The sequence below is a fragment of the Kitasatospora sp. NPDC057518 genome, from assembly GCF_042802075.1.
In the GTDB taxonomy this organism is placed as follows: Bacteria; Actinomycetota; Actinomycetes; order Streptomycetales; family Streptomycetaceae; genus Kitasatospora.
On sequence record NZ_JBHVEU010000242.1, the window covers coordinates 1 to 13789 of the forward strand.

Annotated in this window: 13 protein-coding genes; 6 read left to right on the forward strand and 7 right to left on the reverse strand. The window is 73.1% G+C overall.

Annotation, left to right across the window (positions count from 1 at the left end):
• Positions 1-36: 36 nt before the first annotated feature.
• From ACFU7Z_RS23740 to ACFU7Z_RS23770, 7 genes are all read right to left on the reverse strand, one after another.
• A complete protein-coding gene (locus tag ACFU7Z_RS23740) occupies positions 37-816 on the reverse strand; it encodes an IclR family transcriptional regulator (RefSeq protein WP_074004310.1) in 780 nt (259 codons plus the stop codon).
• A 251-nt stretch (positions 817-1067) separates the two neighbouring features.
• Positions 1068-2528 (reverse strand): catalase, encoded by a 1461-nt coding sequence (locus ACFU7Z_RS23745; RefSeq protein ID WP_380779468.1) that lies wholly within the window; start codon positions 2526-2528, stop codon positions 1068-1070.
• Between the two features lie 116 nt (positions 2529-2644).
• On the reverse strand, positions 2645-3841 hold the full coding sequence (gene alc / locus ACFU7Z_RS23750) for an allantoicase (protein ID WP_380779470.1): 1197 nt from the start codon (positions 3839-3841) through the stop codon (positions 2645-2647).
• 10 nt (positions 3842-3851) lie between these two features.
• A complete protein-coding gene (allB, locus tag ACFU7Z_RS23755; RefSeq protein ID WP_380779472.1) occupies positions 3852-5258 on the reverse strand; it encodes an allantoinase AllB in 1407 nt (468 codons plus the stop codon).
• Between the two features lie 147 nt (positions 5259-5405).
• Positions 5406-6548 (reverse strand): glycerate kinase, encoded by a 1143-nt coding sequence (locus ACFU7Z_RS23760; RefSeq protein WP_380738581.1) that lies wholly within the window; start codon positions 6546-6548, stop codon positions 5406-5408.
• 453 nt (positions 6549-7001) lie between these two features.
• Entirely contained in the window at positions 7002-7889 is an 888-nt protein-coding gene (locus ACFU7Z_RS23765; RefSeq protein WP_380779474.1) for a 2-hydroxy-3-oxopropionate reductase, read from the reverse strand.
• 107 nt (positions 7890-7996) lie between these two features.
• Complete coding sequence (locus ACFU7Z_RS23770; protein ID WP_117492631.1) at positions 7997-8842, reverse strand: TIM barrel protein; 846 nt, start codon at positions 8840-8842, stop codon at positions 7997-7999.
• Positions 8843-9114: 272 nt separating this feature from the next.
• Between ACFU7Z_RS23770 and ACFU7Z_RS23775 the strand changes: the two genes are divergently transcribed.
• From ACFU7Z_RS23775 to ACFU7Z_RS23800, 6 genes are all read left to right on the forward strand, one after another.
• Positions 9115-9369 carry a thiamine-binding protein gene (locus ACFU7Z_RS23775; RefSeq protein WP_063780213.1) on the forward strand — a complete coding sequence of 85 codons (255 nt, stop codon included), beginning with the start codon at positions 9115-9117 and terminating at the stop codon, positions 9367-9369.
• Positions 9366-9746: a helix-turn-helix domain-containing protein gene (locus tag ACFU7Z_RS23780; RefSeq protein WP_049653753.1), complete on the forward strand. Its 381-nt coding sequence runs from the start codon at positions 9366-9368 to the stop codon at positions 9744-9746. Before ACFU7Z_RS23775 ends, ACFU7Z_RS23780 begins: the two co-directional genes overlap by 4 nt.
• 248 nt (positions 9747-9994) lie before the next feature.
• On the forward strand, positions 9995-10498 hold the full coding sequence (uraD, locus tag ACFU7Z_RS23785) for a 2-oxo-4-hydroxy-4-carboxy-5-ureidoimidazoline decarboxylase (RefSeq protein WP_380779477.1): 504 nt from the start codon (positions 9995-9997) through the stop codon (positions 10496-10498).
• Between the two features lie 105 nt (positions 10499-10603).
• Positions 10604-10939: a hydroxyisourate hydrolase gene (gene uraH / locus ACFU7Z_RS23790; protein ID WP_049653752.1), complete on the forward strand. Its 336-nt coding sequence runs from the start codon at positions 10604-10606 to the stop codon at positions 10937-10939.
• Positions 10940-10971: 32 nt separating this feature from the next.
• Positions 10972-11892 carry a factor-independent urate hydroxylase gene (gene pucL / locus ACFU7Z_RS23795; protein WP_074004302.1) on the forward strand — a complete coding sequence of 307 codons (921 nt, stop codon included), beginning with the start codon at positions 10972-10974 and terminating at the stop codon, positions 11890-11892.
• 317 nt (positions 11893-12209) lie between these two features.
• On the forward strand, positions 12210-13751 hold the full coding sequence (locus tag ACFU7Z_RS23800) for a nucleobase:cation symporter-2 family protein (RefSeq protein ID WP_380779479.1): 1542 nt from the start codon (positions 12210-12212) through the stop codon (positions 13749-13751).
• Positions 13752-13789: the final 38 nt, after the last annotated feature.

Below are 13789 nucleotides of genomic sequence, written 5' to 3' on the forward strand. Positions count from 1 at the left end.
CTCCCCGACGTCACGCGCGCGACGGCCGCCCCGCCGTCAGACCGCCATCGCCAGCATCAGCGGCGCCGCCCGGGCCGCCAGCAGCTCGGCGGCGGCCTTCAGCTTGTGGATGTTGTCCGCCGGCATCGAGGTGGCCAGGCAGCCGACCGTGCTGCCCGCCGTGATCGGCACGGCCGCGCACACCGTGCCCAGCGCGTACTCCTGGATGTCCAGCACCGGCACCGTGGCCGGCTGCCGCTCCAGCCGGTGCATCAGCTGGTCGGCGTCGACGACGGTGCGGGAGGTGAGGCGGGCGACCGGGTGCCGGGAGAGGTGGTCGCGCCGGGCGTCCGCGTCCAGCTGGCCGAGCAGGCACTTGCCGATCGCACTGGCGTGCGCGGTGGCCCGGAAGTCCACCCACTCCTGCACGGCCGGGGCGTAGTCGGCGGCCGAGACCGCCTCCACCGACAACTCCCCGTCGTGGTACCGGGTGAAGTACACGGCGGCGCCCAACTCGTCCCGGAGTTCGGCGAGCTTGCGGTTGAGCCGGGCCTTCACCAGCTGCTCCCGGTTGTGCTGGCCGAGCAGGGCGAAGGTGCCGCCCAGCAGCCAACCGCCGTCCTGGCACTGGAGGTAGCCCTCGACCTCCAGGATCTCGGCGAGCCGGCGCACGGTCGGCAGCCCGAGCGAGGTCTCCCGGGCGAGGGCCACCAGGGTGGCTCCGTCGGAGTGGCGGTCGACCGCCTCCAGCAGTCTGAGGGCGTGCTGCAGGGAGGTGAACGGGCCCGTCGGACCCTGGTCAAGCGCGGCGTGACGACCCGGGGCTGGTGTCGACATGTCGTCCCCTTCCGATGTCCCCCCACGGAGCGACCGCGGGCGCACACCAGCCTATCGACCCGGCGGCTCCGACGACTGCCGTCCGTGCATATCCGTGGACAATCCGTGCAGGCCCACCGGCCGACCTGGGCGGACGCGACGGGCCCCTCCCCCACTGCCCGGGAGGAGGGGCCCGTTCCGCGGCCGCCGGGTACGGGCCCGGCGGCCACGAGGGTGGCGGTGCGGAGGGTGGTGCGGACGGTGCGGGCGGGTCAGCCCTCGTCGCCCGCGCGCAACTTGGCGACGGCGGCGGCCAGTCGGGCGCCGTACTCCTCGTCGGCGGCGTGGAAGTGGGCGAGGTTCCGCTCCACCACGTCGTCGCGCGAGACCTGCGCCAGGAAGCCCGCGATGTTGCCGACCAGGCGGCTCTTCTCGCCGTCCGACATCAGCCGGTACAGCTCGCCGGCCTGGAAGAAGTCGTCGTCCTTGGTGTGCGCCGGGGTGGTGTAGGTGCCGGTGTGGCCGCTCACCTTGACCGGCGCGGCCGTCGCGTCGCCGGTCTGGGCCGGACCGTCGTACGAGTTGGGCTCGTAGTTCCTGCCGCGGCCGGCGCTGTTGGCGGCCATCTGGCCGTCCCGGCCGTAGTTGGCGGCCTCGGTGGCGCGCGGGGCGTTCACCGGCAGCTGGGTGTGGTTGACGCCGAGGCGGTAGCGCTGGGCGTCCGCGTAGGCGAACAGGCGGCCCTGGAGCATCTTGTCCGGGGACGGGCCGATGCCGGGCACGAAGTTGTTCGGCGAGAACGCGGCCTGCTCGACCTCGGCGAAGACGTTCTCCGGGTTCCGGTTGAGCACCAGGCGGCCGACCTTGACCAGCGGGTAGTCGGCGTGCGGCCACACCTTGGTGAGGTCGAAGGGGTTGAAGCGGTAGTCCGCGGCCTCGGCGACCGGCATCAGCTGGACGTAGAGGGTCCAGGACGGGAACACCCCGCGCTCGATGGCCTGGTGGAGGTCGCGCTGGTGCGAGTCGGCGTCGCCGCCGACCACCTCGGCGGCCTGGTCGCCGTCCAGGCAGCGGATGCCCTGGTTGGTCTTGAAGTGGTACTTCACCCAGTAGGCGTCGCCGTCGGCGTTGACCCACTGGTAGGTGTGCGAGCCGTAGCCGTTCATGTGGCGGTACGAGGCCGGGATGCCCCGGTCGCCGAACAGCCAGGTGATCTGGTGGGTCGAGGCCGGCGAGTGGGCCCAGAAGTCCCAGACGTTGTCCGCCTCCTGCACGCCGGTGTACGGGTCGCGCTTCTGCGAGTGGATGAAGTCGGGGAACTTGATCGGGTCCTTGATGAAGAACACCGGGGTGTTGTTGCCGACGAGGTCGTAATTGCCCTCCTCGGTATAGAACTTGAGCGCGAAGCCGCGCGGGTCGCGCACCGCGTCGCTGGCGCCCAGGTTGCCGGCCACGGTGGAGAAGCGCAGGAAGACCTCGGTGCGCTTGCCGACCTCGGAGAGGAAGCCCGCCCGGGTGTACCGCGCGACCTCGTCGGTGACCTCGAAGTAGCCGTACGCGCCGGAGCCTCGGGCGTGCACCACGCGCTCCGGGATGCGCTCGCGGTTGAACCGGGCCAGCTTCTCCAGCAGGTGCTGGTCCTGGATCAGCAGCGGACCGCACTCGCCGGCCGAGGCCGAGTTCTGGTTGTCGGCGACCGGGGCGCCGGACTCCGTGGTCAGGATCTTGGGCATGGAGGGTCCTTCAGGTGTCGATAAGCGCGGTGCGTGGAGAGTGAAGTGACGGATCGTCAGATCCGTTCGCCGGAAAAGGTTCCCTGGGGTTCCCGACGAGCGGATCCGACGGGTCGTCAGTTTCCGAGCAGGCTCCGGACGACGGTCGCGGCCGCGGCCGGGTCGGCCACCGGGCGGGCGGCGGTCAGCGCGGCGGCCTCGTCGGCGGTGAGACCGGCCCCGGCGAGGGCCGCGACGGCCTCGGCGGCCGGGAGGGCGTTGAACCAGCGCAGCGCGAGGGCCGCGCGGCCGGCCCCGGTGAGGCGGCCGGTGAGCCGGAGGCGGGCGAGGCCGCCGTCCGGGTGGACGTTGATGCGCACGTGGGTCACCGGGCGGCCGGCGGCGAGCCGGAAGCGGTGCCGGGTGTCGGGCTGGAGCCGGGTGCGGGGCAGGAGTTCGAACCACTCGCCGTCGGCCGGGTCGGCCCCGGTCGAGGCGTCGAAGCCGATCAGGTCGGCCCAGCCGGGGGCATTGGCGACGAAGTAGGAGGTGTCCACTTCGGCGGCCAGGACCTCACCGCCCCCGGCCAGGGCGATCTGCACCCAGTCGTTGGCCTTGTCGCGCCGACGCCGGGTCTCCCAACCGTCGCCCATGACGGAGGCGCGGCCGGGAGCGTTCAGGTTGTGCGGGGAGGAGAAGTAGCGGTCGGAGGCCGCCTCGGCCACGCCGCCGTACTCCTGGGCGGCCAGGTCGAAGGTGAGGCCGTCCAGTTCGCGCGGATCGGGCAGCACCTCGCCGTGCACCCGCAGCCGGGCGACCCCGCCGTCCGGGAAGATGTTCAGCCGTACGTGGGTGTAGCGGGTGCCGTCCGCGACGGCGAACTCGTGGGCGGTGTCGCCGTCGAGCGCGGTGCGCGGCACGATCGTGGTCCACTCGGCGTCCTGGAGCTCCTCGGGCGAGGGGTGGCCGGGGACGGACGCGGCCTCGACCGAGGCCGTCTCCGGGTAGTTGCCCGTGAAGTGGGCGGTGTCCACGATCACGCCGCGGACCACCCCGGCGGCACCGAGCCGGACGATCGCCCAGTCGTGGTCCTCGTCGGTGGGGTGCGGCTGGTCGGCGGAGACGCCGCGGCGGCGCTTGGACTCCCAGCCGTCCATGATCTGGCCCTTGTGGCCGAAGGTGTGCGGGCGGAACTCGGCCGGCTTGGCGACCAGCAGGTTCTCGGCGTCCGCGAAGGTGTCCTCGTTGGTGGCGACGACGCCCGCCCCGAGCAGTCGGGAGGCCAGGTCGACCAGCTCGGTGAAGGGAGCACTCGGGGTGTCGGCAGTGGTCACTGACTCTCCTTTAGGCGCGTTCGGACGGGATGGGGGTGGCGGTGGTGAAGCGGGTGGGGTCGGCCTGCGGCCGGGCGAGCTGCCGGCCGAAGGGGCGGGCCGCCGGGTCCACCTCGCGGCCGCGCAGCCAGGTGGCGCGCACCGCGCCGGTGAGGGTCCGGCCCGCGTACGGGGTCACCGGGTTGCGGTGGTGCAGCCCGCTCGCGCGGACGGCGAACCCGCCGTCCGGGTCGAAGGCGACCAGGTCCGCGTCGTGGCCGGCGGCGATGGCGCCCTTGGTGCCGCTCAGGCCGACCAGCTCGGCCGGTCCGGCGGACATCCAGCGCACCACGTCGGCCAGGGTGTGGCCGCGGCGGCGGGCCTCGGTCCAGACGGCCGGCAGGCCCAGCTGGAGCGAGGCGATCCCGCCCCAGGCGGCCGCGAAGTCGCCGCTGCCGCCGCACTCGGGCAGCAGCTTGAGGTCGGGGGTGGACGGCGAGTGGTCGGAGACGACGGCGATGAACTCGCCGCGGCCCAGGGCCTCCCAGAGCGCGTCCCGGTTGGACTCGTCGCGGATCGGCGGACAGCACTTGAAGGCGGTGTCGCCGTCCGGCACCTGCTCGGCCGCGAGGGTCAGGTAGTGCGGACAGGTCTCGGCGGTCACCCGTACGCCGTCCTCGCGGGCCTGCCGCAGCAGCGGCAGCACCGCGGCCGAGGAGACGTGCAGGACGTGCACCCGGGCACCGGTGCGCCGGGCCGCGTCGAGCAGCCGGGCGACGGCCGCGGTCTCCGCGTCGGCGGGCCGGGAGGCCAGGAAGTCCCGGTAGTGGACGCCGGGTTGCTGCGGGGCGGCGGCGAGCACGGCCGGGTCCTCGGCGTGGATGATCGCCAACGCCCCGATCCTGGCCTGCTCGGCCAGCGCCGCCTCCAGGTCGGCGGCCTCGACGTGCGGGAACTCGTCCACCCCGGAGGGGGCGAGGAAGCTCTTGAAGCCGAACACCCCTGCCTGGTGCAGCGGTTCGAGGTCGGCCACGTTGCCGGGGACGGCTCCGCCCCAGAAGCCGAGGTCCACCCAGGCCTGGCCGTCGGCGGCCTTCCGCTTGAGCGCCAGCCCCGCCACCGTGGTGGTGGGCGGGATCGAGTTGAGCGGCATGTCGACGACCGTGGTGACGCCGCCGGCCGCGGCGGCCCGGGTGGCGGTGGCGAAGCCCTCCCACTCGGTGCGGCCGGGCTCGTTGACGTGCACGTGGGTGTCGACCAGGCCGGGCAGCAGGGCGGTGTCGCCGAGGTCGACGAGCTCGCCCTCGCGGGCCGCGAGCGAGCCGTGCGGGGCCGTCCGGGCGATCCTCCCGTCCTGGATCAGCACGTCCGCGGGGCGCTCGCCGTCGGGCAGGACCGCCCGCCGGGAGCGGATCACCGTCGGCTGGCTGAAAGGCATGGGGGACCTCCGGAACCTGGGAGTCGAGGGTGTCGGAACACGGGGGAGGCGAGGGATTGCCGGGAGCCTAGGCCCGCCTTCAACAAAACGTCAATGGAGGAACGTCCGAGGGATCACCGCGCGGGAAGGTCGCGCACGCACCGGGGTTCAGTGCGACAGGAGCTCCTCGGCCAGCCGCTCCCCCGCGAGTTCGGCCAGCTCGGCGGCCCTGGTCATGCTCTCCCCCGGCCGCTCGGCCAGGTCGGTCAGGGCGATCGCGGCGGTGAAGCCGGCGGCCCGCCACTCGGGCTCGGAGAGCTCCAGCCGGCCCGCCACCGCGGCCACCCGGACCCCCGCCCGGGCGGCCGCCGCGGCGACTCCGGCCGGGGCCTTGCCGTGGAGCGTCTGGGCGTCCAGACACCCCTCCCCGGTCACGACGAGGCGTGCCCCGCGCACGGCCCCGTCGAAGCCCAGCAGGTCGAGCAGCAGCTCGATGCCGGGGCGCATGGTCGCGCCGAGCAGGGCCAGGGCGGCGAAGCCCACCCCGCCCGCGGCGCCGGCACCGGGCGCCTCCCGGACGTCCCGCCCGGTGGCCTCGGCGACCAGGTCGGCGAACCGGGTCAGCCCCGCCTCCAGCACCACCAGGTCCCCGCCGTCGGCGCCCTTCTGTGGGCCGTAGACGGCGGCGGCGCCGCGCGGCCCGAGCAGCGGGTTGTCCACGTCACAGGCCACCACGACCTCGACCCCGCCCAGCACCTCGGCCAGCGGGCCGGGGTCGATCTCCGCGAGCCGGCGCAACGCGGCACCGCCGGGCGGCAGTTCGGCCCCGCCGGCATCGCGCAGCCGTGCCCCGAGCGCCTGCACCATGCCGGCACCGCCGTCCGTACAGGCGCTGCCGCCGAGGCCCAGCACGATCCGCTTGGCGCCGAGCGAGACCGCCTTGGCGATCAACTGGCCGACTCCGTAGGACCCGGCCGCGAGCGGGGCGGTGCGGCCGCCGGGCAGCCGGGCGAGGCCGGAGGCCTGCGCCAGCTCGACCACGGCGGTGTCGTCCCGGACGGCCAGCGCGGCGTCCACCGGCAGGCCGGTCGGGCCGGCCACCTTGGCCGGGACCCGGCTGAAGCCGGCCGCGAGCGCGGCGGCCAGGGTGCCCTCGCCGCCGTCGGCGACGGGCAGTTCGCGCACCTCGGTGCCGGGCGCGGCGCGCCGGATGCCGGCCGCGATCCGGGCCGCCGCCTCGGCACCCTCCAGGCTGCCCTTGAACTTGTCGGGGGCGACGACCACATGGCCCTGGTGGGGGGTGGGGGGCATGGCGCGCTCCTCGCTTCCGTACGGGTCTGGCGGTGGTTCCGGGACGTGCGTCCGGCTGACGTGCGTCCAGCATGGGCCCGGGTGCTCCGGGTGGCCAGCGCCTCGGCCGGGGAGGCCGGGGAGGCCGGGGGGGCGGCCACGGTGGCCGGAGCGGTCGGGCCGGCCCGCTCCGGGAAGGTGCGCCCCCTCCCCGCCGTCCCCCTCGTCCCGCTTCCGACGTACGAGGAGCTCCCCGCGGCGGGGAGGGAGCCTGGCGACGCGTACCAGGCACGACCGAAGTGCCCCCAGGGGGACGTACGCGTCACCGGCCTGGATCGACCGACGGGCGGGCGGATGAGCCCCGGCCCGCACGCCGGTCGGGTCCGGCCTCCTGGCGGCGCGGGCACGACCGGATAGGTACACGCCACCAGGAGGAGTTCGGGGCCGGGGGCTCCGCGCGGGAGCCCCCGGCGGTCACGCGACCTCGCGCCCGGAGAGCCGCTCGACGCCGCGCAGCAGCGCCGAGTGGTCGAGCGAGCCGTCGCCGTTGGCCCGGGCGGAGGCGACCAGCTGGGCCACCACGGCGCCGACCGGCAGCGCGGCGCCCACGGCGCGGGCGGCGTCGGTGACGATGCCCATGTCCTTGTGGTGCAGGTCGATCCGGAAGCCGGGGGCGAACTCGCGGTTCAGCATGTTCGCCCGCTTGCGGTTGAGCACGGTGGAGCCGGCCAGGCCGCCGCCGAGCACGTCCAGCGCGGCCGCGAGGTCGACGCCGGCGTTCTCCAGGAACACCACGGCCTCGGCGAGCACCTGGATGTTGACCGCGACGATCAGCTGGTTGGCGGCCTTGACGGTCTGGCCGGCGCCGGCCGGGCCGACGTGGACGACCGTGGTGCCCAGCGCGTCGAACAGCGGCCTGGCCTCGGCGAAGTCCTCGGCCGCACCGCCGACCATGATCGACAGGACGGCCTCGACGGCGCCGGCCTCGCCGCCGGAGACCGGGGCGTCCAGGGTCCGGACGCCCTTCTCCCTGGCGGCGGCCTCGACCCTGATCGAGGTCTGCGGGGTGATCGAGGACATGTCGATCACCAGGGTGCCGGGCCTGGCGTTCTCCAGCACGCCGCCCTCCCCCAGGACGACCTGCTCGACCTGCGGGTCGGCCGGGACCATGGTGATGACCACCTCGGCGTCCCCGACCGCCTCCGCGATGCTGCCGGCGCCGTGGCCGCCGACCGCGACCAGGGCGTCGATCGGCGGCCGGGTGAGGTTGAAGCCGGTGACGTGGTGGCCGGCCTTGACCAGGTTGGCGGCCATCGGGCTGCCCATGATGCCGAGGCCGATGAAGGCGATCTTGCGGCTCATCGCGTCGAGTTCCTTACGTGTGCGGGTGGGAGGTCGGGTGGGTCGGCGGTGCGCTGCCCGCCGCTCGAACCGGGCACTGCTCGGCGGTGCGCGGCTGGGCGGCTCCGCTACTGGGCGGCGCGCAGCTCGCGCGGCAGCCACCCGAAGCTGTCGGCGCTGACGCCTCCGGAGGGGCGGTACTCCAGACCGATGGAGCCCGCGTAGCCCGCGGCCGTGAGCCGGGCGAACAGGTCCTCGAAGTCCAGCTCGCCGGTGCCGGGCTCGTTGCGGCCCGGGGTGTCGGCGATCTGCACGTGGCCGATGCGGTCGGCGTGGGTGTCGATGACCGCCGCCAGGTCCTCGCCGTTCCTGGCCAGGTGGTACAGGTCGCAGAGGAACCTGGCGTTCCCCAGGCCGGTGGCGGCGTTAACCCGGTCGACCACCTCGACCGCGGCGGCGGCCGAGACCAGCGGGTAGTCCGGCGACTCGGCCCTGTTCAGGGCCTCGATCAGCAGGACGGCGCCGATCCCGTGCGCGGCCCGCGCGGCGAGCACCAGGTTCTCCAGTGCGAGCGCGTCCTGCTCGGCCGGGTCGACGCCCTCGACCCGGTTGCCGTACAGCGCGTTGAGCGCGGTGGCGCCGAGCGAGGCGGCGAGTTCGGCGGCGACCGGGAGGTTGGCGCGGAAGCGGTCCCGCTCGGCGGGCACCGAGACGGTTCCGCGGGCGCCCTTGCTCAGGTCGTCCAGGAGGTTGAGGCCGGTGAGCCGCACGCCGGCGTCGGTGAACGCCTTGCGCAGCGCGTCCAGTTCGGCCTGCGAGGGGTCGTGCTCCGCGCCGAAGGGCCACCACAGTTCGGCGGCGGTGAAGCCGGCCGCGGCGGCCGCGGCGGGGCGCTCCAGGAGCGGCAGTTCGCCGAACAGGATCGACAGGTTGACCGTGAAGCCGTGCTTGGCAGCCGCCGTCACGTCGCTCACCTCTCATCTCTCTTCCTTCATCCGCAACTTCCACGATCCGGAAGAGGGATTCTGTGTGGTGGAAGCATCTCCGGCCCGCCGAGCGGGTGTCAAGGGAGTCGCAACATTTTGTTGAAGCAGTCCCGAGGGGCCCTGCCGGGTACCCCGAGGGCACACCGGGGCAGCCCCGAGGGCACCCCGAGGCCACACCGGCGGCGCGCCGTCCGCGGGGGCCGGACCGTTCGATCCCCCGACCCCTGCCCGCCCGCACCCCCGCTCGCTACAGTGACCCCGTGCGATTGATGGTGGAGTTCACGACAGAACCGTTCGAACTGGACACGTTCCCGGAGCACGCCGCGGCGGCTCGCCGGGTGGTCGACGACGCCGGCCTGGACGTCTCGGTCGGCCCCTTCGGCACCGGTGCCGAGGGCGGGGCCGAGCAGGTCCTCGCCGCGGTGACCAAGCTGCTCAAGGAGACCCTGGACGCCGGGGCGACCCGGATCTCGGTCCAGGTCAGCGTGCTGGGCGAGGAGGACGGTACGCCGTGACCGAGAACGTGGAACACCCGCTCGCCGCGGCGGTGAAGCCGCTGCTGGCCGCGGTCGGCGCGACGCACGTCCCGCTGGACGAGGCGAAGCCCGACGACGTGGTCCTGGAGTGGGAGGGCACCCCGGCCCTGGCCGTCCGACTGCCGCACCTGAGCAGCGCGTTGGACCGGCTGCTCGCCGAGATGACCCGGCAGTTCGACGGCCGCCCGCTGGCCGAGCTCGACCGCCTGGAGAAGCAGCGGGTGGTCGCCCTGCTGGAGGAGCGCGGCGCCTTCACCGTCCGCCACGGCGTGGAGACCGTCGCCTCCGCCCTGGGCGTCAGCCGTTTCACCGTGTACAACTACCTGAACCGCCAGGACGGCGCGAAGTCGTCCTGACACTCCGGCTCGACGCCCTCCGGGGCGTGTGCGCGCCCCCGCCCCGGGGGCTTCCGAACGGGTGACCCCGCCGACACGACAGGACCGGATCGGCCTGCGGCGGGGCACACTTGGCGAATCGCACACGAAAGGGCCCGGCATCGGGGCCCGGTTCAAAACGTAACCACCAACCGTTCAACAAAGTGTTGACGGCCGGGTGGGGCCGATCTAGCTTTTCCGGGTGGCACCACTCTTCAGGAGGTCCACCCGTGACCAACCACCCCCACACCCTTGACGTCCTGGCCGCGACCGATGCCGCGGCACTGGAAGGGATCCTGCTGGAGGTCTGCTCCAGCCCCCGCTGGGCCGCCGCGGTCGCCGCGGCCCGGCCCTGGTCCGACCGCGACACCCTGCTCGCCGCCAACGCGGCGGCCATGGCGTCACTGACGACCGAGGACCTGCGCGACGCGATGGCCGGCCACGCCCGGATCGGCAGGCCGACGGCCGGCGACGCCGTCTCCGAGCGCGAACAGGCCGGCATCCAGGGCGTGGACCAGGCGGTCCTCGACGCGCTGCACGAGGCCAACGCCGCCTACGAGGCCAAGTTCGGCCACGTGTTCCTGATCTGCGCGACCGGCCGCACCGCGGTCGGCATGCTCGCCGCCCTGCGCGAACGCCACCCCAACGACGCCGCCACCGAGGCGGAGATCGTCCGCGGGGAGCTGCGCAAGATCAACGACATCCGGCTCGACCGTCTGCTCGACGCTTTCTGACGCTCCGTCATATCGCACTCTCTCCCATCCTCCTTGCCAGAAACTTCCGGCATCCACTGATGCTGACGCACCATCATTTCTGCCATCAGTAAGGTCACTTCACCCATGACTGGCATCTCCACCCACGTGCTCGACACCAGCCTCGGCCGACCGGCCGAAGGCGTCCCGGTCGAGCTCGCACTGCACACCGAGGGTGGCTGGCAGGTGCTCGGCACCTCCGCCACGGACTCCGACGGCCGGGTCAAGGACCTGCCGGCCGTGGAGGCGGGCTCGGTCGTCCGGCTGCTCTTCGACACCGGCGCGTACTCCGCGTCCACGTCCGCCGAGCCGCCGTTCTTCCCCGAGGTCTCGATCGTCTTCACGGTCGCGCCCGAACAGCACCACTACCACGTGCCGTTGCTGCTCAACCCGTTCGGATACTCGGTCTACCGCGGAAGCTAGTGGACCGACCTGGAAAGCTTAGGAGCCACGTCATGGCCCACGTGCTCGGTCAGAACCAGTACGGCAAGGCGGAGAACCGCATCGTCCGGATCCACCGCGACTCCACCCGGCACGAGATCAAGGACCTGAACGTCTCGGTCTCGCTCCGCGGCGAGTTCGAGGACGTCCACCTCACCGGGTCCAACGCCAACTGCCTTCCCACCGACACCACCAAGAACACCGTCTACGCCTTCGCCAAGGAGCACGGCATCGAGTCGGCCGAGGCGTTCGGCATCCTCCTGGCCCGCCACTTCGTCGACGACACCGAGCGCGGCGTCGTGCACAGCGCCCGGATCCGGATCGAGGAGTACTCCTGGGACCGGATCCGGACGCCGGACAGCTCGGCCCGCTTCATCGGCTCGGAGGAGGTCGGCCACTCCTTCGTCCGCAACGGCCAGGAGGTCCGCACCAGCGAGATCGTCTACGACGGGGAGTCCGTCCAGGTCATATCCGGCCTGAAGGACCTGGTCGTCATGAACTCCACCAACTCGGAGTTCTGGGGCTACATCAAGGACGGCTACACCACCCTCCAGGAAGCGTACGACCGCATCCTCGCCACCCAGGTCACCGCCCGCTGGAAGTTCGGCTACAGCGGCCGGGACGGCGAGGCCCAGCCCAACTGGAACCGCTCCTACACCCACGTGAAGCGGCACCTGCTGGAGGCGTTCGCCGAGACCTACTCCTACTCGCTGCAGCAGACCCTGCACGCGATGGGCACCCGGGTCCTCAACAACCGCGCCGAGGTGGACGAGGTCCGCCTCGAACTGCCGAACAAGCACCACTTCCTGGTCGACCTGGAGCCGTTCGGCCTCAAGAACGAGAACGAGGTCTACTTCGCCGCGGACCGCATGTACGGCCTGATCGAGGGCACCGTGCACCGCGAGGGCGTCGTCCCGGTCATCCCGGTCGCCTGACCTCCCCCACCCTCACCACCCTCAGGTGGACGCCGCCCGGAATCGCCGCATCCCCCGGTCCCCACGGGCCGGACGTTCGGGCGGGCCGCCCCACCGGCCCCATCACCAGGCACCACCCGCACCAGTAGTTCTTCTCCACCTCCACCCCCACCCACCGGAGTTCGTGTCTGCCTCGCGGCGGCCGGCCCGGGGCACTGGAGAGCCCGGCCGAGGGATCCTTGCACCGCCGTCCCGCCCCCGGTCGTACCAGCACCAGCACCAGCCGCACTCCAGCGCCACGGGCGCGCCGGGAGCCACGGGCACAAGAGGGGCTCGACATGGCACCCAGCAACACCACCAGTACAGACGGCGGTTCCACCCCGGAGAGAACGCAGGACCCGGACGGCACGGACGGCACGCCGGCGCACCGCACCGGCAAACCGCCCCGGCCCGGAACCCATCCCGTGGACGAGTTGCTGCCCCCGGTGAAGCTGTTCTCCACCGGACTCCAGCACGTCGCCGCGATGTACGCGGGGGTCGTCGCACCCCCGCTCATCGTCGGCGCCGGCGTCGGGCTCTCCCCCGCCGAACTCGCCCTGCTCATCTCGGCCAGCCTGTTCACCGCCGGACTGGCCACCCTCCTCCAGACCCTCGGCATCTGGAAGATCGGCGCGCGGCTGCCGTTCGTGAACGGCGTCTCCTTCGCGGGGGTCGCGCCCATGATCGCCATCGCCAAGGGCTCCATCGAGAAGACGGGAGGACCGAAGGAGGCCCTCCCGGTGATCTTCGGAGCGGTGATCGTCGCGGGGCTCCTGTGCTTCCTCGCGGCACCGTACTTCTGCAAGCTCATCCGGTTCTTCCCCCCGGTCGTCCAGGGCACCGTGATCACCCTCATCGGGGTGTCCCTGCTCCCGGTGGCGGTCAACTGGGCGCGCGGCGGTTCGCCGGGCGCCCCCGGGTACGGCTCCATGCGGGCCGTCGGCCTCGCCGCGATCACCCTCGTCGCGGTGGTGCTCTGCAACCGGCTGCTGCGCGGGTTCTGGCAGCAGCTGTCCCTGCTCATCGGCCTGGCGTTCGGCACCCTGATCGCCTTCCCGCTGGGGCTCGCCGACTTCGGCGCGGTCAAGGACGCGAAGGTCTTCTCGCTCCCCTCCCCGTTCCACTTCGGCGCGCCCGTGTTCGACGCCGCCGCGATCGTCTCGATGTGCATCGTCATGGTGGTCGCGATGACCGAGTCCACCGCCGACATGCTCGCCCTCGGCAGGATCGTCGACCGCGAGGCGGACGAACCCACCCTCGCCGCCGGCCTGCGGGCCGACGGCCTGGCCACCGCGCTCAGCCCCGTCTTCAACGGCTTCGCCGCCAGCGCCTTCGCCCAGAACATCGGGCTGGTGGCGCTGACGAAGATCCGCAGCCGCTTCGTGGTCGCGGCCGGCGGAGGCATCCTGGTCCTGCTGGGGCTGTTCCCCGTGCTGGGCTCGGTCGTCTCCCTCGTGCCGCAGCCCGTCCTCGGCGGCGCCGGGATCGTGCTCTTCGGCACGGTCGCGGCCAGCGGCATCCGCACCCTCGCGGAGGCCGGCATGGAGTCCGGCTCGAACACCATCCTGGTGTCCGTCTCGCTCGGGGTCGGCATCGTCCCGATCGCCGCGCCGACGTTCTACGACTCCTTCCCGGAGGCCGCCCGGACCCTGCTGCACTCGGGGATATCGGCCGGCTGCGTGGTGGCCGTCCTGCTCAACCTGCTCTTCCACCACGTCGGGGCCGCCCGTCGCTCCAGGCCCGGCCAGGGCTCCGACGCGACGGTGCCGGCGGCTCCGACCGCTCCCGCGGTGCCGTCGATGCCGACAGGTCCCACGGTTCCGACGGCGACGCCGTCCTGACCGGCCCCGGGAGGGGCGCGCACCACGGTGCGCACCCC

Bases quoted from the DNA above. Each gene is read 5' to 3' on its own strand.
- ACFU7Z_RS23740 (WP_074004310.1), bottom strand. From the start codon at position 816: ATGTCGACACCAGCCCCGGGTCGTCACGCCGCGCTTGACCAGGGTCCG.
- ACFU7Z_RS23745 (WP_380779468.1), bottom strand. From the start codon at position 2,528: ATGCCCAAGATCCTGACCACGGAGTCCGGCGCCCCGGTCGCCGACAAC.
- allB (WP_380779472.1), bottom strand. From the start codon at position 5,258: ATGCCTTTCAGCCAGCCGACGGTGATCCGCTCCCGGCGGGCGGTCCTG.
- ACFU7Z_RS23760 (WP_380738581.1), bottom strand. From the start codon at position 6,548: ATGCCCCCCACCCCCCACCAGGGCCATGTGGTCGTCGCCCCCGACAAG.
- ACFU7Z_RS23765 (WP_380779474.1), bottom strand. From the start codon at position 7,889: ATGAGCCGCAAGATCGCCTTCATCGGCCTCGGCATCATGGGCAGCCCG.
- uraH (WP_049653752.1), top strand. From the start codon at position 10,604: ATGACTGGCATCTCCACCCACGTGCTCGACACCAGCCTCGGCCGACCG.
- pucL (WP_074004302.1), top strand. From the start codon at position 10,972: ATGGCCCACGTGCTCGGTCAGAACCAGTACGGCAAGGCGGAGAACCGC.
- ACFU7Z_RS23800 (WP_380779479.1), top strand. From the start codon at position 12,210: ATGGCACCCAGCAACACCACCAGTACAGACGGCGGTTCCACCCCGGAG.